The sequence below is a fragment of the Yeguia hominis genome, assembly GCF_014384705.1.
GTDB lineage: Bacteria > Bacillota > Clostridia > Oscillospirales > Acutalibacteraceae > Yeguia > Yeguia hominis.
Genome location: NZ_JACRSN010000006.1, coordinates 114,686 through 141,401, shown reverse-complemented (window position 1 = coordinate 141,401; position 26,716 = coordinate 114,686). Strand labels below are relative to the sequence as shown.

Below are 26,716 nucleotides of genomic sequence, written 5' to 3'. Positions count from 1 at the left end.
TGCCTTTCATCGCGGACACAGAGTGTCTTTCGTCGCGCCGGTCACTTTTTTCCATTCCGTGGTACCCTGGACGCGAGAGGTAACCTTCTCCGTTCCGTGGTTATGTCTCTTTTCCCATGCCGGAGATTTTCTCCGTTCTGTGGCGTGCTGAACGCGGGAGGTCGTGCCTACCGTTCTGTGGCTTTTTTACGCGGACGGGTAATATCTTTTACCGGACACGGAGTGTCTTTTATCGCGCCGGAGGTTTTCGCCGTTCTGTGACCGGGTGGACGCGAGAGGACGTGCCTATCGTTCTGTGGCTTTTTTACGTGGACGGGTAATTTTTTTACCTGGCACAGAGTGCCGTTCATCGCGCCGGTCACTTTTTTCGTTCCGTGGTGCCCTAGACGCGGGAGGTAACCTTCTCCGTTCCGTGGTTATGTTTCTTTTCCCGCGCCGGAGATTTTCTCCGTTCTGTGGCGTGCTGGACGCGAGAGGTCGTGCCTACCGTTCTGTGGCTTTTTTACGCGGACGGGTAATATCTTTTACCGGACACGGAGTGCCTTTCGTCGCGGACACGGAGTGTCTTTCATCGCGCCGGAGATTTTTTTGGCCTGCGGTATGCACAATGTAGGTTTTGTGGTTTTCTTAAATGAATGCGGGCGTGTTTGATGCCGGAAAGTGTACGGGCGGTTTGTCCGCTTTGGGTGCAGGCGCCGCGCCGATTTGCCAACAGGCAAATCGGCTTTGCCGTGCGCGGCGCTGCCGCGCACGGCGGCCGCGGAGCGGTGCACGGAAGGCGGGCGGCGAGGCGCTTTTTGGCAGGTTTGATGGATGGCGTGTCGCGCGAAAAAAGCGCGGCCGGCGGCGCCTGCATCGAAGCGGAAAACCGCTGCCTGCTGAAAGACGCCGGCATAGCGGCAGGTGAGCGGCGCCTGAAAAGAAGGATTCGGCTGCGGTTTGCATATTGGACAGCTGCATCCGGGAAAAATAAACGGGAATCTTCGCGCAATTTAAAAATTTTTCAAAAAGCTGAGAGAAAGGCGGTGCGCCATGGGATTTGTGCATTTGCATCTGCATACGGAATACAGTCTGCTCGACGGCGCATGCCGCATCGAACAGGCGCTTGACGCCGCCAAGGCGATGGGACAGACGGCGCTCGCCATCACCGACCACGGCGCGATGTACGGCGTCATTGATTTTTACAAGGCGGCGCAAAAGCGCGGCATCAAGCCGATTGTCGGGTGCGAGGTTTATGTCGCAAAGCGAACCCGCTTCGATAAAGTACACGCCTTTGATGCAGAAAACCGCCATCTGGTGCTGCTCTGCAAAAACGAAACCGGCTACAAAAATCTGATTACCCTTGTTTCCCAATCCTGGACCGAGGGCTTTTACAACAAACCGCGCGTGGATCTGGAGCTGCTCCGAAAGCACAGCGACGGGCTGATTGCGCTTTCCGCCTGTCTTGCCGGCGAGATCCCCCGCGCGATTCTGGCGGGCGACCTTGCGGGTGCACGAGCTGCGGCGCTGCGTTACCGCGAGATCTTCGGCGCGGATAATTTCTATTTGGAACTGCAGGATCACGGCCTTCCGGAGCAAAAACGCGTACTGCCGCAGCTGACCCAGCTTGCGCAGGAGCTTTCGATTCCCCTTGTTGCGACAAACGACTGCCACTATATCGCACGCGAGGACAGCCGTATGCACAAGGTGCTGCTTTGCATCCAAACGGGACGCACCGTCGACGATCCCAATGCGATGGAGTTCGGCTCCGATGAATTCTATATGAAAAGCGAGGCCGAAATGCGGGAATTGTTTCCCGAATATCCGGAGGCGTTCGACAACACGCTGGAAATCGCCGCGCGCTGCAACCTGGAAATTGAATTCGGCAAGACCAAGCTTCCGCGCTTTGAGGCGCCCGGCGGCGAGGATTCCACCGCCTATTTCCGCCGCAAATGCCAAGAGGGTCTGCGCGAAAAATATGGGAAGCATCCGGATCCGGCAGTCCTCGATCGTCTTGCCTATGAGCTGGATGTCATCGAAAAGATGGGGTATGTCAACTACTACCTCATTGTCAACGACTATGTGCAGTATGCAAAATCCGTGGGGATTCCGGTCGGGCCGGGAAGAGGATCCGGTGCGGGCAGCCTGGCGGCCTACTGCATCGGCATCACGGGAATTGACCCGATCCGCTATCAATTGCTGTTTGAACGCTTCTTAAATCCGGAGCGCGTGAGCATGCCGGATTTCGATATCGATTTCAGCGACGAACGGCGCCAGGAGATGATCGACTATGTGGTGCGCAAATACGGCAGCGACCGCGTGGCGCAGATTGTCGCCTTTGATACGATGGCGGCGCGGGCTGCGGTCCGGGACGTCGGCCGTGCGCTGGCCATTCCCTATGCGGCGGTCGACAGCGTCGCCAAGCTGATTCCGCGCGTCCTCAAGGTCACGCTGGACGGCGTATTGCAGGCGCAGCCGGGCAGCCCGGAGTATGCGCCGGATTTCCGGGCGCGCTACGAGGCCGACCCGCAGACACGCGAGCTGATCGACATGGCCCGGAAGATTGAGGGAATGCCGCGCCACACCACCACGCACGCCGCCGGCGTTGTTATCACCGACCGGCCGGTGCGCGACTATGTGCCGCTTGCCAAAAATGACGAGGCGACGGTCACACAGTACACCATGACGGCGCTCGATGAGCTCGGGCTGATTAAGATGGATTTTCTCGGCCTGCGCAACCTTTCCGTGATCGACGATGCGGTGAAGATGATCCGCCGGACCGTGCCGGATTGCGATATCGAGAAAATTCCGGAGGATGACCCCGCGGTGTTCGCGATGATCAGCGCCGGGCAGACGGTCGGGGTCTTTCAGTTTGAATCTCCGGGCATGAAGCGTCTGCTCATCCAGAGCCGTCCGGAGAGCATCGAGGATCTGATCGCGGTGATTTCCCTGTTCCGGCCCGGGCCGATGAGCTTTATCCCGACCTATGTTGAGAACCGGCATCATCCGGAGCGCGTGCGCTACCGGCACCCGAAGCTGGCGGGCATTCTCGGCGTGACCTACGGCTGCGTCATCTATCAGGAGCAGGTCATGCAGATTTGCCGGGAGCTTGCGGGCTATTCTCTCGGGCGCGCCGACGTGGTGCGGCGGGCAATGTCCAAAAAAAAGGCCGACGTGATGGAGCGGGAGCGTCAGATTTTCATCTACGGCCTGACGCGCGAGGACGGCACCGTGGAAGTCGACGGCTGCATCCGGCGCGGAGTTGATGAGGACACCGCCAAGGCGCTCTGGAGCGAGATGGAGAGCTTTGCCTCCTATGCCTTTAACAAGTCCCATGCGGCGGCCTATTCCGTGGTCGCATACCGGACGGCATGGCTCAAGTGCCATTATCCGCGGGAGTACATGGCGGCGCTGCTGACGAGCGTCCTCGGCGACACTGACAAGGTGGTCGGCTATATCGCGGAATGCACCCGCCTGGGGATCCGCGTGCTGCCGCCGCACGTAAACGAGAGCCAAAACGGTTTTAGCGTTTCGGGACGGGACATCCGGTTCGGTCTGCAGGCGGTGAAAAATCTCGGGAAGGGCTTTATCGACGGGCTGATCCGGGAACGCGAATTCGGCGGAAAATTCGAGTCGTTCTATGCGTTTTGCAAGCGGATGTACGGCAAGGAGCTAAACCGCAGGGCGCTGGAGAGCCTGGTGCAGTGCGGCGCGCTGGATCATCTGGGCAATAACCGCAAGGAGATGCTCTATGCGGCGGGCGGACTGCTCGATACGCTTGACGAGACAAAACGCCGGAATGTCGAGGGGCAGATCGGATTTTTCGACCTCACAGCCGGAAATCAGGAGTCCGCGTATTCGATCAAGGCCTATGAGGAATTTCCGGAGTCGGAACGGCTTGCCATGGAAAAGGACGTCACGGGGCTGTATCTTTCCGGACATCCGATGGCGCCGTATCTGCCGTTTTATGCAGGGCGGGAATTGACGCGGACGGATGCCCTCAGCGAGGAGGACGGCCCGGTGCGGGACGGCGACCGTGTGACGGTGCTGGGCATGGTCGTTTCGGTGAAATTCAAGACAACGAAAGCCGGCGGAACCATGGCCTTTGCCGTTTTGGAGGACTGCTTCGGGTCGGTGGAGCTGCTATTGTTTCCGAATACGCTCAGCGAATATGGCGCGTTGCTGACAGAGGGCAAGGCGGTGCGCGCTTACGGGCGCGTGAGCAGCTCGGAAAACCGCGGCGTGTCGCTCGTTTGTGAACGGCTGCTGCCGCCGCCGTCGCTTACGGAACCGCCGGAACCGGCTGAGCCGGCAGAATCGGCGAAAACGCCGCAGGAACCCCAAAAATCCCGGCGGCCGGGGCTGTATCTCCGGATTTCGGGGGAAGAGGCCCCCGCCTATCGCAAGGCGATGCAGTATCTCGCGATTTTTGACGGGACGACACCGCTGTATGTGTTCTGCGAGGACACCCAAAAGCTCAAGGCAGCGCCCGCCGGACGCTGGGTGGATGTCAATCCCATTTTGCTCCGGGAGCTGAAAAAGCTGCTCGGAGAAAAAAATGTCGCGCTGCGGGAATAAGAGCGGCAGGCTTTGGTGCCGAATTCTGCGCCGATCGGAATTCCCAGTTGACAAAGGGTGGAAAAATGATTTATCATAAAGTAGATTTTGAAAAAGATCAGGCAGTCAAAAGGAGGTTTTCGGGATGCCGAGAAAGAGAATTGCAGTCTTAACAAGCGGCGGAGATTCCCCTGGAATGAATGCGGCGGTTCGAGCGGTCGTCCGGACGGGAATTTATTTTGGAATGGATGTTTACGGGATTAACCGCGGGTATACCGGGCTTCTCGAAGAAGATATTTTTAAAATGAGCCTGCGCAGCGTTTCGAGCATTATCGGCCGCGGCGGCACGATGCTGCATTCTTCCCGCAGTGCGGAATTCAGCACGCCGGAAGGCGTTAAGAAGGCGGCGGCGATCTGCAAGGCGCGCAATCTGCACGGACTTGTGATTATCGGGGGCGACGGCTCCTTCCGCGGCGCGCGGGATCTGGTGGCGCAGGGCGTTCCCTGCATCGGGATTCCCGGCACGATCGACAACGATATTGCCTGTACGGAATATACCATCGGCTTTGATACCGCAATCAATACGGCGGTCGAGATGACGGACCGCATCCGTGATACGACAGAATCGCACGACCGGTGCAGCGTCGTGGAGGTCATGGGACGCAAATGCGGCGATATTGCGCTGCATACGGCGATTGCAGTCGGCGCGTTCGCCGTTTTGGTGCCGGAAGTGCCGTTCGATTTCCAGAAGGACGTCATTGAACGGATGCTGGAGGCCAAAAAGAGCGGCAAAAAGCATTTTATCATCGTGGTGGCGGAGGGCGCCGGAGATTCCAACAAGATCGCCGAGGCCATCGAGCAGGAAACCGGTTTTGAAGCGCGCGCGACGATTCTCGGACACGTGCAGCGCGGCGGCACGACGACCCAGCGCGACCGCGTAATGGCGGGTCTGATGGGATACCGCGCGGTGCTGCTGCTCAAAAACGACGAGGTCGGGCGCGTGGTTGCGGTGCGCAACGGAAACGTGGTCGACTATGAGATCGATGAGGCGCTCTCGATGAAGCGGGTCTTTGACCTCGACATGTATAAGACCGCCTGCAGACTCTCGATTTAAGATTAAGGACTTTATAGTGAAGTATTTGCCCCGCGTGATGTCTTGCACGCGGGGCTTTTTCTACAGAACGGATTAGAGCGCCGGTGCGGTGAAACACGGCCTTGCATGTGCGCAAGTGCGCGGCGCTTTCCCTGCAAAGTGCGCACAGGAATTGGCGCAGCAGGGCGCGTTCGGAGACGCGTTCTATAGCGCATGGCGGTGCGGAGAAAGTACGGCTTTCATAAAATGGAATCCCTTCGGGAAATCAGTCTGGACTGTACCCAAGAAAACGGACCGTAAAAAAAGCACCTTCTGTTGTAGAATAGAAGCTTAGAGATGAGCAAAACTCCGATTTACTCACAAGTCCAAACAATATATAGTTCCATCTAACTTGCTTGAATTCTATATATTGCGATTCGGCTTTGTGAAACTTGCGTTTTGCTCATCCTTAAGAATAGAAGCTACAACAGGAGGTGCAGTCATGTCGAGAGGAGATACGAAAGCAGAGGCGCCCGCAACAGAAAGCTGCCGCTGGAACCGCACTTGCCCGTTTGCGGGCTTAGGAGCAAGCGGCGCAGGTGGATGCGTCGGAAGCGCAGCGTGCTGCGCGCAGCTTTCCTCAGCGGCGGCGCCAGCTGCGGCGCGCTGGGTATGACCCGCAAAATCAGATTCGGTTGAGACGCATGCCGGCAATCGGCTCTGGTCGGGCCGATTGAAGCTGCCGGTTTGGCCGGCGGGTCGGCCTTTTGCAGAAGCGGGGAACAGCTCGGCGTTCTTTGAAAAGGCGTTTCTGCGCGGCATCATTTGCAGACCGCTTGCAGCCGGCAGACAAACGGCAGACAAATCGGGATGGAAGGGCGAACGGCAGGCGGCGGGGTCTGTTTCGGCTTGTGTTTTCGGAGAAAAAGAGGGCGTGCAGAAGGGACTTGCAAAATTTTTAAAAATCCTGCATAATGATATCCTGATGGGAAAGGCCATTTCCGATATGCACCCGAAAATGACGTTGTGCGGATTACTTTTGGAAAGCAGGAGGTGCGGTGGATGTCCCAATTCACCAAAAAGGCAATTGAGGCGTCGTTTCTCGAACTTTTAAACGAACGGCCGCTGGATAAGATCGGAATCAAGGATATTGTCGACCGCTGTGAGATCAACCGAAACACATTTTACTACTATTACCGCGACATCTACGCGCTGCTCGAAGAGATCTTCCGGGAAGAAGCGGAGACTATCCTCAAGGCGCACGATCCGGTGGAATCCTGGGTCGACGGCTTTTTGCAGGCGATTCACTTTGCGCTTGAAAACAAGCGCGCCATTTATCATCTTTATCATTCCTCCGGGCGTGAATGGGTGGAGACATACATGCTGCAGCTTGCCGGGCACATTATGATGGACTTTGTGCGGGATCGGGCCGGATCGCTGCAGGTCGCGGAATCGGATTTGCAGATTATTGTCTCGTTTTATCAGTACGCGCTGGTCGGCATGATCTTTGAGTGGGTTCGGGAAGGCATGGGAATGGACGCGGAGCGGTTCATTCGGCGTGTCGGCGTGATTTTTGACGGGAACATCCGGCATGCTTTGGAAAATTGTGCAAAATCGTAAGAAAATCCGTCCTTTTCGGGGAAAAGGACGGATTTTTTGCGGTTGACAAGATACCCTATATGGGTATATGATAAAGATACCCCATGAGGGTATCTTGCGAAAAAGGAGAGGAACGCCATGGAAAAAGCATGCTGCGGCTGCCATCAGACCAAAGAGCGGTCCAAGGAAGAATATCAGAGCCTGATTCACCGGCTCAACCGGATTGAAGGCCAGGTGCGGGGCATTCGGGGGATGGTCGAGAAAAGCGCCTATTGTCCGGACATTCTCGTACAGGTTGCGGCGGTCAACGCCGCGCTCAATGCGTTTAATAAGGAATTGCTTGCCAATCATATTCGAACCTGTGTTGCAAAAGATATTCGCGAAGGAAAAGACGAAACCATCGACGAACTGGTGCGCACACTGCAAAAGCTGATGAAATAAGGAGGGCTTTTTTATGGACCGCGAAAATATCGGAACCATTGTTTTCATTGTGGTTTTGCTCGTGATTGTTGCATTTGCGGTCAGAGGCTCCATCCGGCATATGCGCGGAGAAGGCGGATGCTGCGGCGGCGGAAGCGTCCGCGCAAAGCCGAAAAAACTTACCGAACCGGTCGTAGAGAAAAAGGTGGTTTCCGTCTCCGGCATGCACTGTGAAAACTGCCAGAATCACCTGACGGAGCTGCTCAACGAGCTGGACGGCGTTTCGGCAAAGGTCAGCCTAAAAAAGCAAAACGCAGTGGTGCTGGCAACCCGGCCGGTATCGGACGAAGAGTTGGAGGAAACCGTGCGCCGGGCAGGCTATCATGTGGAATCGATTCAATCGGAGGCATTGTAAATGAAACAGTATACCGTAACCGGCATGAGCTGTGCGGCGTGCAGCGCGCGTGTGGAAAAGGCGGTTTCCAAGGTTCCGGGCGTGACCGAATGCTCCGTCAGTCTGCTGACAAACTCCATGGGGGTGGAAGGAACGGCTTCTGTGCAGGCGGTTGTCAAAGCGGTGGAGGATGCCGGGTATCACGCCGAACCGAAGGAGGCGTCCGCAGCAGAGCAGAGGTCTTCCCAGGAAGACGCGCTGCTTGACCGCGAAACGCCGCGCCTTCGCCGCCGTCTGATCGCGTCAGTCGGGTTTTTGCTCGTGCTGATGTATCTCTCTATGGGGCATATGATGTGGAATTGGCCGCTGCCCGCCGCATGGGCAGAAAATCACATTGCGATGGGGCTTGTCGAACTGCTTTTGACGGCGATCATCCTGGTCATCAACCAGCGCTTTTTCATCAGCGGGTTTCAAAGCCTCTGGCACCGCGCGCCGAATATGGACACGCTCGTTGCACTCGGTTCTGCGGCGGCCTTTCTGTACAGCACCTATGCACTTTTCGCGATGACGGACGCACAGCTGCGCGGCGATATGGACGCGGTCATGGGCTATATGCACGACTTCTATTTTGAATCGGCGGCGATGATTGTGACGCTGATTACCGTGGGGAAAATGCTTGAGGCGCGCGCCAAGGGCAAGACGACAAATGCGCTCAAGGCGCTGATGCGGCTTGCACCGAAAACGGCAGTCGTGCTGCGTGACGGTGCGGAGACCGAGGTCCCCATCGCCGCAGTGCGCAAGGGCGACGTCTTTCTGGTGCGTCCCGGCGAAAATATCCCGGTTGACGGCGTGGTGCTTTCGGGCAGCAGCGCGGTCAACGAGGCGGCGCTGACCGGGGAGAGCCTTCCGGTCGACAAGGCGGAAGGGGATCTGGTCTCTGCGGCAACGGTGAATCAGTCCGGTTTTTTGCAGTGCGAGGCCACACGCGTCGGCGAGGACACGACGCTCTCGCAGATTATTCGCATGGTCAGTGACGCGGCGGCCACCAAAGCGCCGATCGCCAAGATTGCGGACCGGGTGTCCGGCGTGTTCGTTCCGATTGTGATCGCCATTGCGGCGGTGACGTTTGCGGTCTGGCTTTTCGCGGGGGAATCGGTTGGGTATGCGCTTGCACGCGGCATTTCGGTGCTTGTGATCAGCTGTCCGTGCGCGCTCGGCCTTGCAACGCCGGTCGCCATCATGGTCGGCAACGGCGCCGGCGCGAAACACGGAATCCTGTTCAAAACAGCGGAATCGCTGGAAGAAACCGGGAAAGTGACGCTGGTTGCGCTCGATAAGACCGGCACCATCACGGCCGGAGAGCCGGAAGTGACGGATCTGTTTCCTGCGCCGGGCGTTTCCGAGACAGAGCTGCTCGCGCTGGCTGCTGCGCTGGAAGCAAAGAGCGAACATCCGCTTGCAAAGGCCGTTTTGAAGCGCGCACAGGAAGCGGGAATTGCGCCCGCCGCCGTGTCGGACTTTACGGCGCTGCCCGGAAGCGGGCTTTCCGCCAAGCAGAACGGCGTGCCGGTTTACGGCGGAAGCCTGAAATTCCTGAAAGAGCAGGGACTGGTTTCCGCAGAGATCGAGAATCAGGCGGAGGCGTTTGCCACAGCGGGGAAAACGCCGCTGCTGTTTTGCAGAGACAGAACCGTTTTCGGCATTCTTGCCGTTGCGGATGTGATGAAACCGGACAGCCCGCGGGCGATTCGGGAACTGCGGGAGATGGGCATCCGCGTGGTGATGCTGACCGGAGACAACGCCCGGACTGCGGCGGCAATCGGAAAAGAGGCCGGTGTGGACGAGGTCATTGCGGACGTTCTGCCCGACGGCAAGGAACAGGTGATCCGGTCGCTGCGGGAAAAAGGACGGGTTGCGATGGTCGGCGACGGCATTAACGACGCGCCCGCTCTGACGCGCGCGGATATCGGAATTGCGATCGGCGCAGGCAGCGACGTGGCGATCGATGCGGCCGATGTCGTGCTGATGAAGAACCGGCTTTCGGATGTTCCGGCGGCGATCCGGCTGAGCCGCGCGACGCTGCGGAATATCCACGAAAACCTGTTTTGGGCATTTATTTATAATGTGATTGGAATCCCGCTGGCTGCGGGGGTATGGATTCCGGTATTCGGCTGGACGCTCAACCCGATGTTTGGCGCAGCGGCCATGAGCCTTTCCAGCTTTTGTGTGGTCTCCAATGCGCTGCGGCTGAACTTCTTTCAGATGTACCGCGCGCGGCCGAAAAAAATCAAACAGACGGAGGATGCGAAAATGACAGAAATTACGATGAAAATTGACGGCATGATGTGCGGACACTGCGAAGCACGGGTCAAAGCTGCACTGGAAGGCGTTTCCGGCGTTTCGAGCGCTGCGGTCAGCCACGAATCCGGAACAGCAGTCGTCTCCTGCACCGGAAAGGTGACACAGAAGAAGCTGCGCCGCGCAGTCGAGGACGCCGGGTATACGGTTGTCAGCTGCCGGTAAAGCGCGATACACAGACAAAAAGCTCCGGCCGGAAAGCGGCGGGGCATAAGGAAGAAAAGACAGTTTCGGCCCCCCGGCGTGGCGATTCGTTGCGCCGGGGGTTCTGCGTCTGCGAATACACTCGGTTTTTGGGGGAATCCGGATCGTTTCGGCATAAGTAAAATCCATCTTGATGGCATGTGCTTCCTGCTGTTGATTTTTTGTGCGCTTCGGGAAGGAGCGCCTCAAGCCGGTCAGTGTCATCATGGTCAGCACGAAGGGAGACGGTGAAAAATACTCGGAACATTTTGCCGGATACCTTGTGTTTCTTCGGATATTCGTATATGATGTATTTTATTGAGAATTCTCCATGTGCAAGTGCGGTATGAACGGGATCAAGGTCGAGATCTCCATTCGGGAGGCGTCCTATCGTTTGGGTGTATCAGAGCGGCGGGGCAACCAGGATTGCGCCGAGGGCCGCATTTCCGGCGTATTCCGGTTCGGGCGCTCATGGGCGATCCCGGAGAACGCGGAAAAGCCCTCTGACCTGCGCTTCAAGGGACAGCGCCGCAATCCGGATGGGACAGCCCCCTGATGGATCCCCTTCCGCATTTTAAGCATCCGCAACAAAGGAAGTGAACGATATGGCCTGCGACGAGAGTTTATACCGCCAATATCTGAGCGGCGACGACGCGGGGCTTCATGCCCTGATGAAAAAATACGGCGATCCCCTGACGCTGTATATCGACGGCTACCTGCACAACGTTCACGACGCCGAGGAGCTGATGCTGGATGTCTTTGCCTATCTGTTCACGAAAAAGCCGCGCATCCGGGACGGCGGCTTCAAGGCGTATCTCTACAAGGCGGCGCGGCACATGGCGCTGCGGCGCAAAAGTAAGCGGAAGTTCCTGCTCAGTCTGGACGAACTGGCGGACGAGCCGGATGGACGGGTGCTGGTGGAGGAGGTTACACAGACTGAGGAACGAAACCGCATCCTGCATTTCTGCATGGGCGAGATGAACCCGGAGTATCGGGAGGTCCTCTATCTTACCTATTTTGAGGGCATGCGCTACGCGCAGGCTGCACAGGTCACGGGAAAAACAGTAAAGCAGATCACCAACATGGTGTATCGGGGAAAAGAGAGCCTGCGCAGGCTGCTGGAACGGGAGGGAATCACGAATGCGGAGCCATGAGGAACGTGTTGCGGAAACAAAGCGGCGCATCGCCGCAAGAAACCGGGAACAAAAACTGCGGCGCGGCAGAATCACCGTGTTCGCGGCTGCGGCGGCATGCCTTGCGCTGATCGTGGGCGCGTCTTTCGCCATGCCCGGTATTGCCGCGCGGATACAGAAAAGCGAGTATTCCGGCTTTGAAACGGCGGCAAGTATCTTTCACGGCAGCGCCGCCCTGGGATATATCGTCATCGGACTGCTGGCGTTTCTTTTAGGCGTGTGCGTGACCATTTTGTGCTTCCGGCTGCGGCAGATGTGCCGGGAGGACGCGCAGAACGGGGAAAGCGAGGGGCGGCATGGAACTGATTGAGAACCTGCTGCAATTACTGGTCACGTTTTTGGGAGCCTGCCTTGCAGGATTTGCCTACTGGAAAAGCAGACGACAGCAGTATTTTCTGCTGCTCTGCTTCTATGGATGCTTTGCGCTTGGGGCGCTCTACTGGACGCTGTACCTGCTGCTGTTTGGAGCGACGCCGCGGGTCTTTTACGTGTCGGAGTTCGGCTGGGTGTCCAGCGTGATTTTTCTGCGCATTTTGCAGGCAACGGCGGCCTGTAAAGAGGAACGCGTTTTTTCTAGCCGGAGGGCGTGGCTTGCGCCGCTGATCGGTGTGCCGCTGCTGGTATTTTACTGCACCTTCGGGGATATTCTCTCGAACCTCATCTGGTGCGGCATGATGATTTGGCTTTCCTTCTGCGCGATCCGGGGGCTGGTCTATGCAAACGGGCAGACAGGCACGGCGCGGAATATACGATGGTTTCACATCGGGGTGCTGTGCTTTGCTGCCTCGGAATACCTGCTTTGGACGGCGGGCTGCTTCTGGCCGGATGCTTCTCCGGCAAGCCCAACCTTCTGGTGCGATATGCTGCTGACGCTGACCATTTTGGGGCTGCTGCCTGCCACGAGAAAGGCGGTGGGTGCGTGACCTACATCGAAAACATCTTCCTGTGCATGGTGTCCCCGCTGCTGGTGGCCGCTTTGTGCATGGGAAAGCGGCAGCTGCGCCTTCTTCTGTTCTGCATCGCCGGGATGGGCGTGTGCCTGCTCTCGGCCTACATTAACACTTTCCTCGCGGCGGTGTGCCGGGCGGACGTCCTTGCCGCCACGGTGGAGATCGCGCCGGTGGTGGAGGAAATGATGAAGCTGCTGCCGCTGGCGTTCTATCTTCTCGTGTTCGAGCCGGAGGGCGAGAAAATCAAGTCCGCTGCCGTCACGGTCGCCCTTGCCTTTGCCACCTTTGAAAATGTGTGCTATCTTATCCAGAACGGCGCCGACCGCTTCTCCTTCATTTTTTTCCGGGGCTTCGGGACGGGCGCGATGCACGTGCTGTGCGGTCTGATCGTGGGCGGCGGGCTTGCCTACGCTTGGCAGCGGACATGGCTGAAGATCGCCGGGACCTGCGGTCTCTTGGGTGCGGCCATCACCCTGCACGCCATCTATAATCTGCTCATTGCCTACGGCGGCGCGGCGCAGTATATGGCTTACGCCCTGCCCGCGCTGCTGATAGCGGCGGGAAGGCTGTTCCGCTTCGGGCGGAGAGAATAATTGAAAACACACTCCTTGAGAGCTGCTTTTTGGCGGCTCTCAATTTTTTTTGAAAATTTTGCGTTTGGGGTGAGAGTTTTTCCGATTTTTTGTACCTATATAAGTGAAAGGGTTTTTATCATAGTTCCAGACAAACCGGAAAGGGGGTTCAAGCGATATGTATGATACCGCAAGACGGGTCGAGCTCGTCAAAAAGCGGGTGCGGGAAAACACCCGCCGGAGGCAGCGGCGCGGCATATATGGGCTGAGCGCCGCGTGTTTGCTGCTGTTTGCGGCGCTGATGCAGGCGTCGGGCACGGTCGTCGGGCAGGGGCAGACAGCCGCATGGGGCGTGTTCGGCGCGATGCTGCTGCGGGAGAACGCGGGCGGCTATGTGCTCGTCGGCGTTCTCTCCTTTGCCGCGGCGGTGGCGGTCACCGCGCTGTGCTTCCGGCTCAGAAGCAAGGAAAACCGAAGAAAAGACGGGGCGGACAAACCGAACCGACACGAACAGGAGGGAACGACAAAATGAAGAAACGAATCCTAAGCATTCTGCTCCTATGCTGTATGGCGCTGACGCTGTTTCCAACGGCTGTTTTTGCGGCGGGCGGAGAAGCTGCCGCGCTCTCACCGGACACGGGCAGCCTGTGCGAACACCACCCGGAGCACGACGAGGCCTGCGGCTATACGCCGCAGACAGCGGATACCGCAGGAGCGCCCTGCGGCCATATGTGCGAAATTTGTGAATCCGGAGACGGCGGCGCAGACCCGGCTGACCCGGCAGGGACATCCGGCGCTGCGATGCCAAGGACACGGGGCGGGGCAGTCCGTCCCGCTGCCACCCAATACACCTATACGCTGCATTACGATGCCAACGGCGGCAGCGGCGCGCCGCCAAGTCAGAGCGTGACCAGTTCGGAATTTCATGTATGGGTTCCCATATCAGAAATAATTCCAACCCGTGACGGATATACCTTCATGGGTTGGGCGAATTCTCGGACTGGTAAGCCGATATATGGCGGAAGCGGCGGTTATACCAGTTGCCTGGTAGTACATGGGTATGATATGAGCACAACCATCTATGCCATATGGGAGGTGCACAATCATAACTGGGGCGAATGGACCTCCAACGGCAACGGAACGCACACCCGCACCTGCGCCACGGACAGCAGCCATACCGAAACAGGCAGCTGCTCCGGCGGCAAGGCCACCGGCACGGAGAAGGCCATTTGCGAAACCTGTCATACGGCCTACGGAGAGCTTTTGCCGCTCATCAAAACGGTCATCACGACCCCGCCCACGCTGCCCGCTGAGGGGCATGTCGGCGATGAGTACCTTGATGAGGCTCTCAAAGGCGGCGAAGCAAAGGTCGAGGGGACGGACATCGTTGTTCCCGGCTCGTTCCGCTTCAAGCACAATTGGGGCGGCGTAGTAGGCCCGGGCGAAAACCGCATGGAAATCCTCTTTACCCCCGACGATGCGGAGACATACGCCACGGCGGAATGTATCGTCACCGTGACGGGGCTTAAGCACACGATCACAAGCGTCACAGAGGAAGTCCTCCCCGACGAGCCGTTGGGCACGGCGTTTGAGTATCTGGGGCTTCCTCACTTCGTCGAGGTAAAGACCAACACCGGCGCGACCTTCGGTCCCATCCCCGTGACATGGGACGGCTCCACCTATGACCCGAACAAATATGGCGAGCAAATCATTACCGGCGAGCTGCATGTTGAAGAGAGCTTCTACGAGGAGGAGCTGGAGCCGACAAGCACGGTCAAGGCCATCGCCAGAATCACGCTCATTGACGACGGGGCCATTGTGCCCACGCTTGAGCCGCCCACCTACTCCAGGCAGATATACAGCGGCGATTTTTGCCAGCTTGCCTTTTCCGACGAGTATCTTTCCGGCGGAACGGCCACGGCAGATGGCGAAACGGTTCCAGGCGTGTTCACTCTGAACGAGGAGCAGGAAAAATACGGCTACTGGCACAGAGGCGGCGGGCTTGTTCAGGTGGGGCCGCTGGCGCTCAAGGTCACCTTCACCCCCTATGACCGGCTGAGGTTCAGCACGGCGGAATGTACCGTCAACGTGGACGTCATTCCCCGCAAATTCAGGCAAGCCAATACATCGTATATTGACAATAAAAAGATTGGAACAGCCTTTGAGGATCTCGGTCTGCCGAACGCGTTCTATTTCTTCGCGGAGGCCGATGAACCAAACCACGAGGGAAGCGGGCTGAACGGCAATGTGCCTGGCATCATCAAGTGGGACGACTCGAGCTACGACCCCAATTCGTATGAGGAGCAGACCATCTACGGCGAGGTCAATCGCGCCGAATTTGAGAAGTATTACATCGTACCCGAGGGCGCCGACCTCAGAGGCGTGGTAAAGGTCACGCTGCAGGCTGACCCGGTGGAGACGGAGATCACGCAGCCGCCCGTCTTCCGGTGGAAAAACGGCGATTTTACGCTGCCCGACAATACCATGTTCGTCAATCGGATCTTCGAGATGGGAGCCACAGGCGGGGAAAGCGCCAATCTTGCGGACGGCGTGGCGAAGGTCAAGGGGACGGATACCGTCGTCCCCGGCACGTTCTCCTTCAAGGAGGGTACGCCCGGATGGTTTGACACGCTGGGCGAGAATATTGTGACGGTGGTATTCACGCCGGCTGACCAGCGCGGCTACAGGAAGGCGGAGACCACGATCAAGGTTAACGTCATCAAAAATACCTTCAAGCGTTGCGAGGAGCCGGATCCCATTACGGAGAAGAAACTCGGCACGACCTTTGCAGGGCTTAACCTGCCGGAAATTGTGGTCGTCGAGGCCATCGACGGTCTCAGGGTTGGCATGGAGGTTTCGTGGGAGGAATCGTCCTATGACGCGCAGTCCACGGCTTGGCAGACCATCCCCGGTACGCTGGTATTCGACGCTAACGACGAGCACAAGTATCAACAGCCCGACCCTGCGGTAACGGCCAAGATCCGGGTGAAGCTCCTAGGTTCGGAGGATGCGCCGGCGATTACTACCACGACGCTGCCCGGCGGCACGGTCGGCACGCCGTACCACCATCAGCTTCAGGCAACTGGGGGAGGCTTCATTCTGTGGGAGCTTTTCAGCGGCGCGCTGCCCGAGGGCTTGACGCTGAAACAAACCACCGGCGAGATCAGCGGCACGCCCACTGCGGAAGGAACCGCCCAATTTACCGTTCGGGCCCTCAACAGCGTGGGCAACGATAAGAAGGAGCTGTCTATTACGATAGCCAAAGACGCACCTGTCGAGTACGCCGTAACCGTCACCAATGACGGCAACGGCACGGCTTTTGCATCTCCTGCCAAGGCTGCGGCCGGTACGGAGATCGCCCTGACCGCTGCGCCCAAGGAGGGCTACCATTTCAAGGAGTGGCAGGTCATCAGCGGCGGCGTGACCATCAAGGACGATAAGTTCACCATGCCGGACAGCAATGTGGAGGTCAAGGCAATCTTTGAGAAAGACGCGCCTTCCGCAGGGGATCTGGTAGACCCTGTGGTTCGGATCATTCCGACCAGAGGAGGTATGTATTTTGCGCAGCAAGGCACACGGACGGCGGCGGATTTCTTCAAGCCGGGGGAGGTGCCCAAGGGTGCAAAGATCACGGCCATCACACCGCCCGCGTCTCCATCTATTCTGGACAGCATCAGCGTAGATAATGACGGGCTTCTGAGCTATGCTAAAAATGAGGCGGATGGCGAGCAGCTGAAAACAGATGTCTACACCGTCACCATCACCAGCGATGACTACGCGCCCATTACTGCCCCGCTGACCGTGCGCCAGTATCTCTTTGCAGGTTTTAGAGCAGCAGTCGATGTAAGCCCCTGGGTCTACGGAGATACCCGCACTTACAAGTGGAAGGCGATAAATCCCGGCGAAAACGGCACCTGGTCGGCGATTATGCGGGAGCAGGGAATCTTTGAAATTTACGAGGAAACCGTTGATACGACCAGCGAGCCGGGAGTGTCCCACTATACGACGAAGGTCAGGGCGATCAAGGCGGGCCGGACCTTTATCGATATTCTCTATGTATCCGATACTACGGCGTCGTGGTCGCCATGGACGCATAGTTCTGTTTTCGCCGGTGACAAGGTCGTTGTGCGAGGTCTCACCGTGACGGCAGGCAGCGCAACCATCACCAAGGGCGATGCGCTGCCAACAGACCTTGTGAGTTGTACCGGCCTGCTGGACAGCGAAGGGCGCACGGACGACCGGGATACGGTGCTGGACAACGCCCTTTCCTATCGGCTGCTTGACGCAGACGGCGCGGAGGTCACGGTGGAAGCGGCACGCAATACCCCCGGAACCTACACCGTTGTCCCCGCTGCCACCCTCAAATCCGGCTGGGACGAGCGGTATTCGCTCAACAGGGTCAACGGCACGCTGACGGTGGAGGATAAGGTCGAGGAGCTGTTCACCGTCACTGTGACCAGCGGCGGCAACGGCACGGCGTCCGCATCTCCTGCCAAGGCTGCGGCCGGTACGGAGATCGCCCTGACCGCTGCGCCTGACAAGGGCTACCGCTTCAAGGCGTGGCAGGTCATCAGCGGCAATGTGACCATCAAGGACGATAAGTTCCTCATGCCGAACGACAACGTGGAGGTCAAGGCCATCTTTGAGAAGGATGCGCCTCCTGCACCCACCGAGTTCATCGTCACCTTTGACGGCAACGGCGGTACGCCCTCTGTCGGCAGCATGACCACCACGGATCAGAAGCTGGCCGCTCTGCCCAGCGCCTCCCGAAGCGGCAGTTACAGCTTCGACGGCTGGTACACCGAAAAGAACGGCGGCACAAAGGTCACGACTGCCACCGTGTTCTCTGCAAATACCACCGTGTATGCCCATTGGATCTACACCGGCGGCAGCAATGGCTGCAGCGATTACACCATCACGGCGATTGCCGGGGCAGGCGGTACGATCTCTCCCTCCGGCAAGGTCAGCGTCCGCGAGGGCAGAGACCAGACCTTTACGATCACACCGGACAAGGGCTATGCGGTTTCGAATGTCAAAATCGACGGCCAGAGCATCGGCGCGGTGAAGTCCTACACCTTCGCGACTGTCAGCGGACCCCATACCATCGAGGTCATCTTCATGAAGGCCAACGGCAACCCGCAGACCGGCGTGTTGGTGGATACTGCCGCCGACAGTTGTGATGCCGACGCCGCAGACGGGGCAGTAAAGAACGGCAGGATCGAGGGTGCCGGCGACACTACAGGCAGTCCGGATGCCATCAGTTCCCGCACGCAGATTGTCACCTTCCTGCGGCGCACCGCTGGCAGTCCCGCGCCTGAAATCCGTACCATGCTTTTAGCGATGTTCCCGTGGGCAGATCCTGCTTACAACGCGGTTTTGCGGGCGGTGGAGAACGGCATCACCTAGGGTGCCGGCAGCGCTGCATTCAGCCCCAACGCAGATTGCACCAGGGCGAGATCGTGCCTTTCTCTGGCGCTGCAAGAAGTGACCGGCTGACATGACCCTATAAGTGACCAGCGCCGCGGACGGGTGTTTCGCTCTGATGCTGCGCTGGTTCCTTTTCATCGCAGAAAACAAATTTCATTGACCTTTTGCGCTGCACCGCTATCCCAGCGCGGCAAGGAGACAGCACTATGAAAAAAATCACAAAAATCATCCGGCCGATCATCTGTATGGCAGTCCTTCTCTTTGCCATGACCATGGCAGGCGTGGGCTGCTCGCAGAAGGAGGCGGAGCCTGCCGCCGACAGCTCAGCCGCGCCCTCTGCATCCAGCGCGGCGGAGCCGCAGCCGACCGCGCCCCCCGCGGGGGAAGTCATCCCCACGATAGACAGGCAAGCAGAACTGGCGCAGGCCAGAGCGAAGAATCCGGATGCCGTGGCATGGCTGTATATCCCCGGCGCGGAGGTCGACGACCCCGTGATGCAGGCGGAGGACAACGGCTATTACCTGAATCTGGACGAAACCGGCGCGTACGCCATGTGGGGCTGCTATTATGCCCATTGTGAAAACCAAGTCGGCGGCAGGGACGAGCTGGACAAAAACACCACCATTTTCGGTCACTCCGCCAGCAACTGCGACCCGGACGGGCCGAAGTTCACCAAGCTCTACCGCTATATGGACGCAGCGTTCGTGAAGCAGCATCCGTATCTCTATCTCTCTGTGGATGGCGAGGATATGATTTTTCAGATCACCGCGCTGTTCGTCACGGATATTGCGTTTGACTATATTGCGCCCAATCCAACGGGGAACGATCTCACCAGTTTCTTTGAGACGGTTGCGCGGAAAAACTGGTTTGCCTTTGATGGTGTGACCTTCTCCGAGGAAGATCCTGTTCTGACCCTTTCCACCTGCTGCCAGAAGTATGATACAGCGAATACCGGCAACCAACGGCTGGTGGTCATGGCGAAGCTGCTGCCGGAAGGCGCAATTGCACAGGATTTCAGCGTGTCCCTTGTGGAAAATCCTGAAATGCCCTGATTGATAAGAGAATCGGAAAACCCCATGCCCTTGCGATACCGAAATGCAGCGTATGGCATAGAGAAAACGGCGGCTGCTTCTGTTAGAGGCAACCGCCGTTTTCGTTCTTTCCCGCTTTCATTTGGGAAGGAGCCCGTGTGTATGATGGGAAGCTGCAGCATTTCTGAGAAGCGCCTCAAAGAAAAGCAGTATGAGCGGTACGACGGGACATGCCTGCTCTTGGATGAAGCAGATCGATTTGACGGTGCGCTTCTCTCGCTGCCGGAGACGCTATGCGTCCGCATTTCGCTTACTTGTCTACCCAGCTGAGGTCAATTTTCAGAATGGTTCCTTAGTTACCCTCGGCCAAAAGCGGCCGGAGCTTCTTTTCTTGTTCGAGCACGAAGAGCGTTTTCGGAATTTCAGATTCGCGGGAAACAGGTTTGCGGGGAACAGGCATTATTTAAAGCAGGATCGCGTCGCCGGCGGTATAAGCTTCCAGCGAATTTTCGCGGACCTGGATGCAGAGATACGTGATCGGCGTATCGGCGTCTGCAAAGAACTGGCGTTTTCCTGCAGGGGCAATGCGGAGCCAGTCTCCGGCTGTAAGCGCGATGGTTTCGCCGTCGAGGATTACTTTGCCCTTTCCGGAGAGAATTCCATAGATTTCTTCATTCTCTTTGTGCGCGTGCACAAACGGGACGCTTCCGCCGGCCGGAAGACAGTTGATGCTGACTTCTGCGCCGGTCAGCGAGAGCGCGTCGTGCAGTTCGGTTCTGGGGACTTCGGATGTGTGAATTTTGGTGTACGTGTTCATGTTGGGATTCCTCCATTTGTTGTAACTTTGTTTGATACATCTATCATACGCGCGATTTGTTGTAATGTCAATAGTTACAACAAAATTTTTTCAAAAAATTCCCCTGCGGCTGTTGCGCCGCGGGGAAACGGGAATATTTAGAAAATCAGCCGGTCGGCATCCTCCAAAAGCATTTTTAACGAGACGCTCTGCAGCTGCTGCTCCATCGCGTTTTGGACGGCGTCCAGCCTGCGGTCGAGAATGGCGTGAATATTTCGTCCGACCGGACAGTGCGGATTCGGATTTTCATGAAAATGAAAGAGGGTCTCCTCGGAAACGCAGTCGACGGCGCGGTAGACGTCGAGCAGCGTGATTTGCTCCAAAGGCTTTGCGATTGCTGCGCCGCCGCTGCCTCTTTTCACGCTGACGATTCCGGCTTTTTTCAGTTGCTGCAACAGCCGCCGGATGACAACAGGATTGGCGTTGACGCTGGAGGCGAGAAAGTCACTCGTGACTTTTTGTTTGTCCTGAAACACCTCCATGCATAAGAGCATGTGCACGGCGATGGTAAATCGGCTTGAAATCTGCATGGTTGACCTCCGTTTGGGGATATCGCCCGGTCTTTTCGATGTGCGTTTCGGAATGGGCGGATTCGAGATGCACATTTTGTGCAGGGAAAAAGGTGATCGGTGCGGGGGAAGGCATTTCATGCCTCTGGTTTTTGCGCCAGCTGGCTGGATCAACAAAGAGCGCCGCGGAACGATAGGGGGTTCTTTTACGTTCAGGGGGCCGCCGGGGGGGCCCTGAACGGTAGGCATGACCTCTCGCGTCCAGCGCACTACAGAACGGAGAAAAGCGACCGGCGCGATGAACGGCACTTCGTGCCCGCGTCCAGCGCACTACAGAACGGAGAAAAGTGACCGGCGCGATGAACGGCACTTCGTGCCCGCGTCCACGATTCTTACAGAACGGAGAAAAGTAACCGGCGCGACGAGAGGCACTACGTGCCCGCGACGAAACACACTTTATGTGGGCGGTGTGGCGCTCTGTGCCTGCGTCCGTTATTTCTTAGAATGGAAGAAGCTGTCAGAGCGCGCGAAAAATCAGAAAACCGCGGAACGGTAGGGGGTTCTTTTACGTTCAGGGGGCCGCCAGAGCGCCGCGGAACGGTAGGCATGACCTCTCGCGTCCAGCGCACTACAGAACGGAGAAAAGTGACCGGCGCGATGAGAGGCACTACGTGCCCGCGTCCACGATTCTTACAGAAGAGAGAAAAGCGACCGGCGCGATGAACGGCACTTCGTGCCCGCGACGAAACACACTTTGTGTGGGCGGTGGGACGCTCTGTGCCTGCGTCCGTTATTCCTTAGAATGGAAAAAGCTGTCAGAGCGCGCGAAAAATCAGAAAACCGCGGAACGGTAGGGGGTTCTTTTACGTTCAGGGGGCCGCCAGGGGGCCCCTGAACGGTAGGCATGACCTATCGCGTCCACGATTCTTACAGAACGGAGAAAAGCGACCGGCGCGATGGAAGGCACTACGTGCCCGCGACGAAACACACTACGTGTGGGCGGTGGGGCGCTCTGTGCCTGCGTCCAGCGCACTACGGAACGGATTAAATGACCGGCGCGACGGAAGGCATTTCATGCATGCGAGTGGCGAAGGCGCCGTAGGCGGTTGCGTATTCGGCGTCTTCCGGCAGGAGAAAATCGAGATGGTACATCTCGCGGAAGGTTTCGTAGATGCCTTTGGCTTGCGGCAGAGAGGCGAGCGATCCGGTCAGTACGACGGTGCCGGTGCCGATTCCGTGTGCGGCAAGCATGGCCATGGAGCCGATTCCCTGCAAAATCATATTGATGAGCGCGGCGGCGGTGTCTGCGGACGGCAGTGCGTTGCGGACTTTTCCAAAATTGGAGGCGGTCGCATGCGGCGGAAGGCCGGGAACTTCTCCCTGACAGATGTCCCGGATGGTGATATCGGCATGTTCGAGGACGCCCTCCTGCGCCAGACGTGCAACTGCGCTGATGTCGGTCTCGTTGAGCAGAAGCTTCGAAAGCCCGAGCAGTGTTCCGCCGCCGATTCCGCTGCCGCCTAAATGCGTGCAGCCGGCCTCGGAAGCGTGCACAAACGCGGTTCCGGTTCCCATGCTGACGACAACGGCCTCCTTTACGCCGGAGAGCAGAAGGCCGCCGCGTCCGATGGCCTCGAATTCTTCGACGTATGTGACCGGCAGGTCATACTGATTGTGCGAAAGGCGCGACGCGCCGACGCCGGTTAGAATCAGCTCCTGGATCTCGGAAAGCGCGACGGCGTGCTCTTCGGAGAATTTGCCGAACGCGCCGTAGAAGGAGGCAACCTGATCGTCGAGGCGGACAATCGTTTTGCCGATCCGCTCGCCGGTTTCCCGGTATCCGGCGACTTTGGTTGCGGAGCCGCCAATATCTGCGCTGATGATGATTCCCATTACAAACACCCTCCCGGTTTTCCGGTTTTGTTAAAACAGGCCGCTGATGGTTCCGGTTTCGTCGATGTCAATCCGCTCTGCGGCGGGAACTTTCGGCAAGCCCGGCATGGTCATGATGTTGCCGGTGATGGCGATGACAAAGCCTGCGCCGGCAGCAAGACGCAGCGAGCGCACGGTGACGGAGAAGTCCTCCGGCGCGCAGAGCAGGGAAGCATCGTCGGAGAAGCTGTACTGCGTTTTGGCCATGCAGACCGGCAGCCCGGCATAGCCGAGGGCTTCCAGACGTGCGACCTCTTTTTTGGCCTGTGCGGTCAAGACGGCGCCGCGTCCGCGGTAGACGCGCCGGACGATGGTATCCACTTTTTCGGCGATCGACCCGGTAAGCGGGTAGGAATAGTGAAAGTGCTTCGGCGCGTCGCAGAGTGCGGCAGCTGCCCGCGCCAGATCCATGCCGCCCTCACCGCCCCTGGCGCAGACTTCGGAGCGCGCGAAGGGGACATCCTGCGTCTTGCAGAACGATTCGACAGCCTGCAGTTCGGCCTCGGTATCGGTCGAGAACCGGTTGATGGCGACAACAACCGGCAAGCCGTAGACCGAGCGGATATTGTCGAGGTGACGCGCAAGGTTCGGCAGACCGCGCCGGACGGCATCGGGGTTTTCTTCGGTGAGGCGGTCCTTCTGGACACCGCCGTGCAGTTTCAGCGCGCGCACAGAAGCGACGAGGACAACGGCATCCGGAACAAGGCCGGACGTACGGCATTTGATATCAAAGAATTTTTCCGCGCCGAGATCCGCGCCGAAACCGGCCTCGGTCACGACATAGTCGGCGAGGGCGCGTGCGGTTTTTGTGGCAATGACGGAGTTGCAGCCATGTGCAATATTGGCAAATGGGCCGCCGTGAATGAGCGCGGGCGTGTTTTCGAGCGTCTGGACGAGGTTCGGCTTGATGGCATCCCGCAGCAGCGCGGCCATTGCACCGGAGGCTTTGAGATCTCCGGCGGTGACGGGCTGATCGGAATAGGTGTAGCCGACGACGATTTTGGAAAGGCGCGCCTTGAGATCGGCAAGGTTTTCGGACAGACAGAGTACGGCCATGACCTCGGAGGCGACTGTGATGTCGAAGCCGTCTTCGCGCGGAATGCCGTTGACGGTGCTGCCAAGACCGTCGACGATGTTCCGCAGCTGGCGGTCGTTCATATCGACGCAGCGCTTCCAGGTGATGCGCCGCGGATCGATGCCGAGGGCGTTTCCCTGATAAATATGGTTATCGAGCATGGCGGCCAGAAGATTGTTGGCCGCGCCGATGGCGTGAAAATCTCCGGTGAAATGGAGGTTGATGTCCTCCATGGGGACAACCTGGGCGTATCCGCCGCCCGCAGCGCCGCCTTTGATCCCGAAAACCGGCCCGAGAGACGGTTCCCGCAGCGTGACTATGGCGTTTTTGCCGATCCGGCGCAGGCCGTCGGCAAGGCCGATGAGAGTTGTGGTTTTGCCTTCTCCGGCAGCGGTCGGCGTGATCGCGGTCACCAGAATCAGTTTGCCCTGTCTTTTCGGCGCGGGCAGTTTTGTGACATCGATTTTTGCTTTATAATAGCCGTATGGCTCCAGAACAGATTCGTCAATTCCGGCTGCAGCGGCGATTTCCCGGATGGGTTTCAGGTTTGCGTTTTGCGCGATGGTGATATCCGGCAGCATGGTGTTCCTCCTTTGGTTGCGGTTCCATATTTTGTGGATAGATGCTTTCAGTTTATCATATCTTGCGGAGCGCAGCAACCCTTTTTGCGGATTTTCCCGGCATAGATGCATGCGGCAGGGCACGTTGCATTCTGCGCGGGGGTTTGTTATAATAACCTTGCGCGCCGCACTGCGTGTGGCCGCGGTCGGCAAAGCCGACCCGCAAAGCTGGCGCTTTGCGCAACGCAAGAACATTTTGCCGGAGACATAATAACCTCAGCGAAGCCGCGCCTTGCGCGGCGGCAGCGTTGCTGCCTGCCCAGAGCTGTCGCTCTGGGCGCTGAGAACATTTTGCAAGGGCATAATAACCTTTGCGAAGCCGCGCTTTGCGCGGCGGCAGCGTTGCTGCCTGCCCAGAGCTGTCGCTCCGGGCGCTGAGAACATTTTGCCGGAGGCATAATAACCACAGCGAAGCCGCGCCTTGCGCGGCGGCAGCGTTGCTGCCTGCCCGAAGCTGTCGCTCTGGGCGCTGAGAACATTTTGCCGGAGGCATAATAACCACAGCGAAGCCGCGCCTTGCGCGGACAAGAACATCACGGATTTGAAAAAGTTGTTTAGAACCGTGTGCAGTTACAGAATGGGCGGATATCCTGGCGAAAAAAATGCCGGAAACGCCGCAAAAGTTTGACCGGCCGGGCAGGAAGCCCGGCTTTGCAAAAGGAAGTGTGCACCAAGTGGCGAAAAAAGTCGAAACTAGCCGTTTGGAACGGCAGGCATTTCAGACCGGCCTGCGAGACGGTCTGCCAATTTGTCTCGGGTATCTGCCCGTATCGTTTGCATTTGGAATGCAGGCAGCGCAATATGGACTCCCAGTATGGGTGCCGCTGCTGATTTCCATGACCAATCTGACTTCTGCCGGGCAATTTGCCGGGCTTTCCATTCTTGTTGCCGGCGGCGGATACCTGGAGCTGGCGGTTACGACCTTTGTCATCAATCTGCGTTATATGCTGATGAGTCTTTCGCTTTCTCAGAAAGTTTCAGAAAAAATGCGCCTTTCTACGCGCTGTGCGGTGGCGTTCGGCGTGACGGACGAAGTTTTTGCCATCGCGTCCCAGCGCAAGGAGCCGCTTGACGGCCGGTATATGGCCGGGCTGATTCTCACGCCGTATCTGGGTTGGTCGGTCGGGACGCTCCTCGGCGCAACGGCGACGTCGCTGTTGCCGGTCACGGTGCAGAGTGCGCTCGGCATCATGATTTACGGCATGTTTTTGGCGATTATCATCCCGCCTGCGCGCAAGTCCCGTGCGGTGCTGCTTGCAGTACTGATTGCAGCGGCGGTCAGCTGTGTGTTCCGGTACACGCCGTTTTTACAGGGCGTTTCGGCCGGCTGGACGATTATCATTGCCTCGGTTCTGGCAGCAGGTATTTGCGCCTTTGCGATGCCGATCGCGGACAAGCCCGCAGAGGCGGACAGCGAAACAAACGGGGAGGCGGTAGAATGAGCACATCTTTCCAGATTTCCCGAATTTTGCTCTGCATTCTCGTGATGGCGGTTGTGACCTATTTGCCGCGCGTCCTGCCGCTCGCGGTGTTCCGAAAAAAGATTGTCAACCGCTGGGTTTGTTCGTTCCTCGCATATATGCCCTATGCGGTTTTGGCGGCGATGACGTTTCCGGAGGTTTTCTATTCCACGCAAGGTCCGATTTCTGCGATCGTCGGATGCGCGGCAGCGCTCCTGCTCGCTTTTTTCCGCCGCAGCTTGTTGACGGTAGCGGCCGGAGGAGCACTTGCGGTGTTTCTCACAGAATGGGTTTTGCGGATGATTGCATAAACCGCAAAAAGAAATTAAATGCACAGCGACGCAGGCCGCTCAGCGGTGCGGATTTTGCGCCGTGGAGCGAAGCGGAACCAGCAAAAATGGCCGGAGGAGCAGCTGCGGTGTTTCTCACAGAATGGGTCCTACGGATGATTGGCTGAAATAAAGATGTTTGCGGAAAGCACAGCGACGCAGGCCGCTCAGCGGTGCGGATTTTGCGCCGTGGAGCGAAG

At 58.0% G+C, this 26,716-nt stretch carries 22 protein-coding genes; 18 read left to right on the top strand and 4 right to left on the bottom strand.

Features of this window, described 5'->3' with window-relative positions; genetic code table 11:
- Nucleotides 1-1,032: 1,032 nt before the first annotated feature.
- The 16 genes from IAG03_RS05690 (at nucleotide 1,033) to IAG03_RS05615 (ending at nucleotide 20,065) form a co-directional block, all read left to right on the top strand.
- Entirely contained in the window at nucleotides 1,033-4,557 is a 3,525-nt protein-coding gene (locus IAG03_RS05690; protein ID WP_249318916.1) for a DNA polymerase III subunit alpha, read from the top strand.
- Between the two features lie 124 nt (nucleotides 4,558-4,681).
- Complete coding sequence (locus tag IAG03_RS05685) at nucleotides 4,682-5,650, top strand: ATP-dependent 6-phosphofructokinase (RefSeq protein ID WP_249318914.1); 969 nt, start codon at nucleotides 4,682-4,684, stop codon at nucleotides 5,648-5,650.
- Between the two features lie 460 nt (nucleotides 5,651-6,110).
- A complete protein-coding gene (locus tag IAG03_RS05680; RefSeq protein WP_249318912.1) occupies nucleotides 6,111-6,284 on the top strand; it encodes a hypothetical protein in 174 nt (57 codons plus the stop codon).
- Nucleotides 6,285-6,670: 386 nt separating this feature from the next.
- Nucleotides 6,671-7,228: a TetR/AcrR family transcriptional regulator C-terminal domain-containing protein gene (locus IAG03_RS05675; RefSeq protein WP_249318910.1), complete on the top strand. Its 558-nt coding sequence runs from the start codon at nucleotides 6,671-6,673 to the stop codon at nucleotides 7,226-7,228.
- A gap of 117 nt (nucleotides 7,229-7,345) precedes the next feature.
- A complete protein-coding gene (locus tag IAG03_RS05670) occupies nucleotides 7,346-7,648 on the top strand; it encodes a metal-sensing transcriptional repressor (protein ID WP_249318908.1) in 303 nt (100 codons plus the stop codon).
- A gap of 13 nt (nucleotides 7,649-7,661) precedes the next feature.
- Nucleotides 7,662-8,042: a heavy-metal-associated domain-containing protein gene (locus IAG03_RS05665; protein WP_249318904.1), complete on the top strand. Its 381-nt coding sequence runs from the start codon at nucleotides 7,662-7,664 to the stop codon at nucleotides 8,040-8,042.
- On the top strand, nucleotides 8,043-10,544 hold the full coding sequence (locus IAG03_RS05660) for a heavy metal translocating P-type ATPase (protein ID WP_249318901.1): 2,502 nt from the start codon (nucleotides 8,043-8,045) through the stop codon (nucleotides 10,542-10,544).
- A gap of 349 nt (nucleotides 10,545-10,893) precedes the next feature.
- The gene (locus IAG03_RS05655; protein WP_249318899.1) at nucleotides 10,894-11,118 is read left to right on the top strand and encodes a DNA-binding protein; all 225 of its coding nucleotides are present in this window, start codon (nucleotides 10,894-10,896) and stop codon (nucleotides 11,116-11,118) included.
- Nucleotides 11,119-11,167: 49 nt separating this feature from the next.
- The gene (locus tag IAG03_RS05650) at nucleotides 11,168-11,716 is read left to right on the top strand and encodes an RNA polymerase sigma factor (RefSeq protein WP_249318897.1); all 549 of its coding nucleotides are present in this window, start codon (nucleotides 11,168-11,170) and stop codon (nucleotides 11,714-11,716) included.
- Entirely contained in the window at nucleotides 11,703-12,065 is a 363-nt protein-coding gene (locus IAG03_RS05645; RefSeq protein ID WP_249318895.1) for a DUF4179 domain-containing protein, read from the top strand. Before IAG03_RS05650 ends, IAG03_RS05645 begins: the two co-directional genes overlap by 14 nt.
- Nucleotides 12,052-12,678 carry a histidine kinase gene (locus IAG03_RS05640; protein ID WP_249318893.1) on the top strand — a complete coding sequence of 209 codons (627 nt, stop codon included), beginning with the start codon at nucleotides 12,052-12,054 and terminating at the stop codon, nucleotides 12,676-12,678. The genes IAG03_RS05645 and IAG03_RS05640 overlap by 14 nt, the downstream gene beginning before the upstream one ends.
- Nucleotides 12,675-13,298, top strand: a complete 624-nt coding sequence (locus IAG03_RS05635) for a PrsW family glutamic-type intramembrane protease (RefSeq protein ID WP_249318891.1) — start codon at nucleotides 12,675-12,677, stop codon at nucleotides 13,296-13,298. The genes IAG03_RS05640 and IAG03_RS05635 overlap by 4 nt, the downstream gene beginning before the upstream one ends.
- Before the next feature lie 157 nt (nucleotides 13,299-13,455).
- Nucleotides 13,456-13,809 (top strand): glycosyltransferase, encoded by a 354-nt coding sequence (locus tag IAG03_RS05630; RefSeq protein WP_249318889.1) that lies wholly within the window; start codon nucleotides 13,456-13,458, stop codon nucleotides 13,807-13,809.
- Entirely contained in the window at nucleotides 13,806-18,683 is a 4,878-nt protein-coding gene (locus IAG03_RS05625; protein ID WP_249318887.1) for an InlB B-repeat-containing protein, read from the top strand. Before IAG03_RS05630 ends, IAG03_RS05625 begins: the two co-directional genes overlap by 4 nt.
- 227 nt (nucleotides 18,684-18,910) lie before the next feature.
- Nucleotides 18,911-19,756, top strand: a complete 846-nt coding sequence (locus tag IAG03_RS05620) for a class B sortase (RefSeq protein WP_249318885.1) — start codon at nucleotides 18,911-18,913, stop codon at nucleotides 19,754-19,756.
- A gap of 141 nt (nucleotides 19,757-19,897) precedes the next feature.
- Nucleotides 19,898-20,065, top strand: a complete 168-nt coding sequence (locus IAG03_RS05615; RefSeq protein WP_249318883.1) for a hypothetical protein — start codon at nucleotides 19,898-19,900, stop codon at nucleotides 20,063-20,065.
- A 133-nt stretch (nucleotides 20,066-20,198) separates the two neighbouring features.
- On the opposite strand, the gene IAG03_RS05610 is transcribed toward IAG03_RS05615, so the two are convergent.
- The 4 genes from IAG03_RS05610 to IAG03_RS05595 all read right to left on the bottom strand — a co-directional run bounded on the left by IAG03_RS05610 (nucleotide 20,199) and on the right by IAG03_RS05595 (nucleotide 24,688).
- Nucleotides 20,199-20,552, bottom strand: coding sequence for a cupin domain-containing protein (locus tag IAG03_RS05610; protein WP_249318881.1), 354 nt, complete (start codon nucleotides 20,550-20,552; stop codon nucleotides 20,199-20,201).
- A gap of 137 nt (nucleotides 20,553-20,689) precedes the next feature.
- Complete coding sequence (locus IAG03_RS05605; protein WP_249318879.1) at nucleotides 20,690-21,121, bottom strand: Rrf2 family transcriptional regulator; 432 nt, start codon at nucleotides 21,119-21,121, stop codon at nucleotides 20,690-20,692.
- A gap of 1,023 nt (nucleotides 21,122-22,144) precedes the next feature.
- Nucleotides 22,145-22,993 carry an acetate and sugar kinases/Hsc70/actin family protein gene (locus IAG03_RS05600; RefSeq protein WP_249318877.1) on the bottom strand — a complete coding sequence of 283 codons (849 nt, stop codon included), beginning with the start codon at nucleotides 22,991-22,993 and terminating at the stop codon, nucleotides 22,145-22,147.
- Nucleotides 22,994-23,023: 30 nt separating this feature from the next.
- Nucleotides 23,024-24,688 carry a formate--tetrahydrofolate ligase gene (locus IAG03_RS05595; protein ID WP_249318875.1) on the bottom strand — a complete coding sequence of 555 codons (1,665 nt, stop codon included), beginning with the start codon at nucleotides 24,686-24,688 and terminating at the stop codon, nucleotides 23,024-23,026.
- A 713-nt stretch (nucleotides 24,689-25,401) separates the two neighbouring features.
- Between IAG03_RS05595 and IAG03_RS05590 the strand changes: the two genes are divergently transcribed.
- Complete coding sequence (locus IAG03_RS05590) at nucleotides 25,402-26,169, top strand: AzlC family ABC transporter permease (RefSeq protein WP_249318873.1); 768 nt, start codon at nucleotides 25,402-25,404, stop codon at nucleotides 26,167-26,169.
- Nucleotides 26,166-26,498 carry an AzlD domain-containing protein gene (locus IAG03_RS05585; protein ID WP_249318871.1) on the top strand — a complete coding sequence of 111 codons (333 nt, stop codon included), beginning with the start codon at nucleotides 26,166-26,168 and terminating at the stop codon, nucleotides 26,496-26,498. The genes IAG03_RS05590 and IAG03_RS05585 overlap by 4 nt, the downstream gene beginning before the upstream one ends.
- Nucleotides 26,499-26,716 lie beyond the last annotated feature (218 nt).

Bases quoted from the DNA above. Each gene is read 5' to 3' on its own strand.
- IAG03_RS05680 (WP_249318912.1), top strand. From the start codon at position 6,111: ATGTCGAGAGGAGATACGAAAGCAGAGGCGCCCGCAACAGAAAGCTGC.
- IAG03_RS05610 (WP_249318881.1), bottom strand. From the start codon at position 20,552: ATGAACACGTACACCAAAATTCACACATCCGAAGTCCCCAGAACCGAA.
- IAG03_RS05605 (WP_249318879.1), bottom strand. From the start codon at position 21,121: ATGCAGATTTCAAGCCGATTTACCATCGCCGTGCACATGCTCTTATGC.
- IAG03_RS05685 (WP_249318914.1), top strand. From the start codon at position 4,682: ATGCCGAGAAAGAGAATTGCAGTCTTAACAAGCGGCGGAGATTCCCCT.
- IAG03_RS05675 (WP_249318910.1), top strand. From the start codon at position 6,671: ATGTCCCAATTCACCAAAAAGGCAATTGAGGCGTCGTTTCTCGAACTT.
- IAG03_RS05640 (WP_249318893.1), top strand. From the start codon at position 12,052: ATGGAACTGATTGAGAACCTGCTGCAATTACTGGTCACGTTTTTGGGA.
- IAG03_RS05660 (WP_249318901.1), top strand. From the start codon at position 8,043: ATGAAACAGTATACCGTAACCGGCATGAGCTGTGCGGCGTGCAGCGCG.
- IAG03_RS05585 (WP_249318871.1), top strand. From the start codon at position 26,166: ATGAGCACATCTTTCCAGATTTCCCGAATTTTGCTCTGCATTCTCGTG.
- IAG03_RS05615 (WP_249318883.1), top strand. From the start codon at position 19,898: ATGATGGGAAGCTGCAGCATTTCTGAGAAGCGCCTCAAAGAAAAGCAG.
- IAG03_RS05595 (WP_249318875.1), bottom strand. From the start codon at position 24,688: ATGCTGCCGGATATCACCATCGCGCAAAACGCAAACCTGAAACCCATC.
- IAG03_RS05600 (WP_249318877.1), bottom strand. From the start codon at position 22,993: ATGGGAATCATCATCAGCGCAGATATTGGCGGCTCCGCAACCAAAGTC.
- IAG03_RS05625 (WP_249318887.1), top strand. From the start codon at position 13,806: ATGAAGAAACGAATCCTAAGCATTCTGCTCCTATGCTGTATGGCGCTG.
- IAG03_RS05665 (WP_249318904.1), top strand. From the start codon at position 7,662: ATGGACCGCGAAAATATCGGAACCATTGTTTTCATTGTGGTTTTGCTC.
- IAG03_RS05650 (WP_249318897.1), top strand. From the start codon at position 11,168: ATGGCCTGCGACGAGAGTTTATACCGCCAATATCTGAGCGGCGACGAC.
- IAG03_RS05670 (WP_249318908.1), top strand. From the start codon at position 7,346: ATGGAAAAAGCATGCTGCGGCTGCCATCAGACCAAAGAGCGGTCCAAG.
- IAG03_RS05690 (WP_249318916.1), top strand. From the start codon at position 1,033: ATGGGATTTGTGCATTTGCATCTGCATACGGAATACAGTCTGCTCGAC.
- IAG03_RS05620 (WP_249318885.1), top strand. From the start codon at position 18,911: ATGAAAAAAATCACAAAAATCATCCGGCCGATCATCTGTATGGCAGTC.
- IAG03_RS05645 (WP_249318895.1), top strand. From the start codon at position 11,703: ATGCGGAGCCATGAGGAACGTGTTGCGGAAACAAAGCGGCGCATCGCC.
- IAG03_RS05630 (WP_249318889.1), top strand. From the start codon at position 13,456: ATGTATGATACCGCAAGACGGGTCGAGCTCGTCAAAAAGCGGGTGCGG.
- IAG03_RS05655 (WP_249318899.1), top strand. From the start codon at position 10,894: ATGTGCAAGTGCGGTATGAACGGGATCAAGGTCGAGATCTCCATTCGG.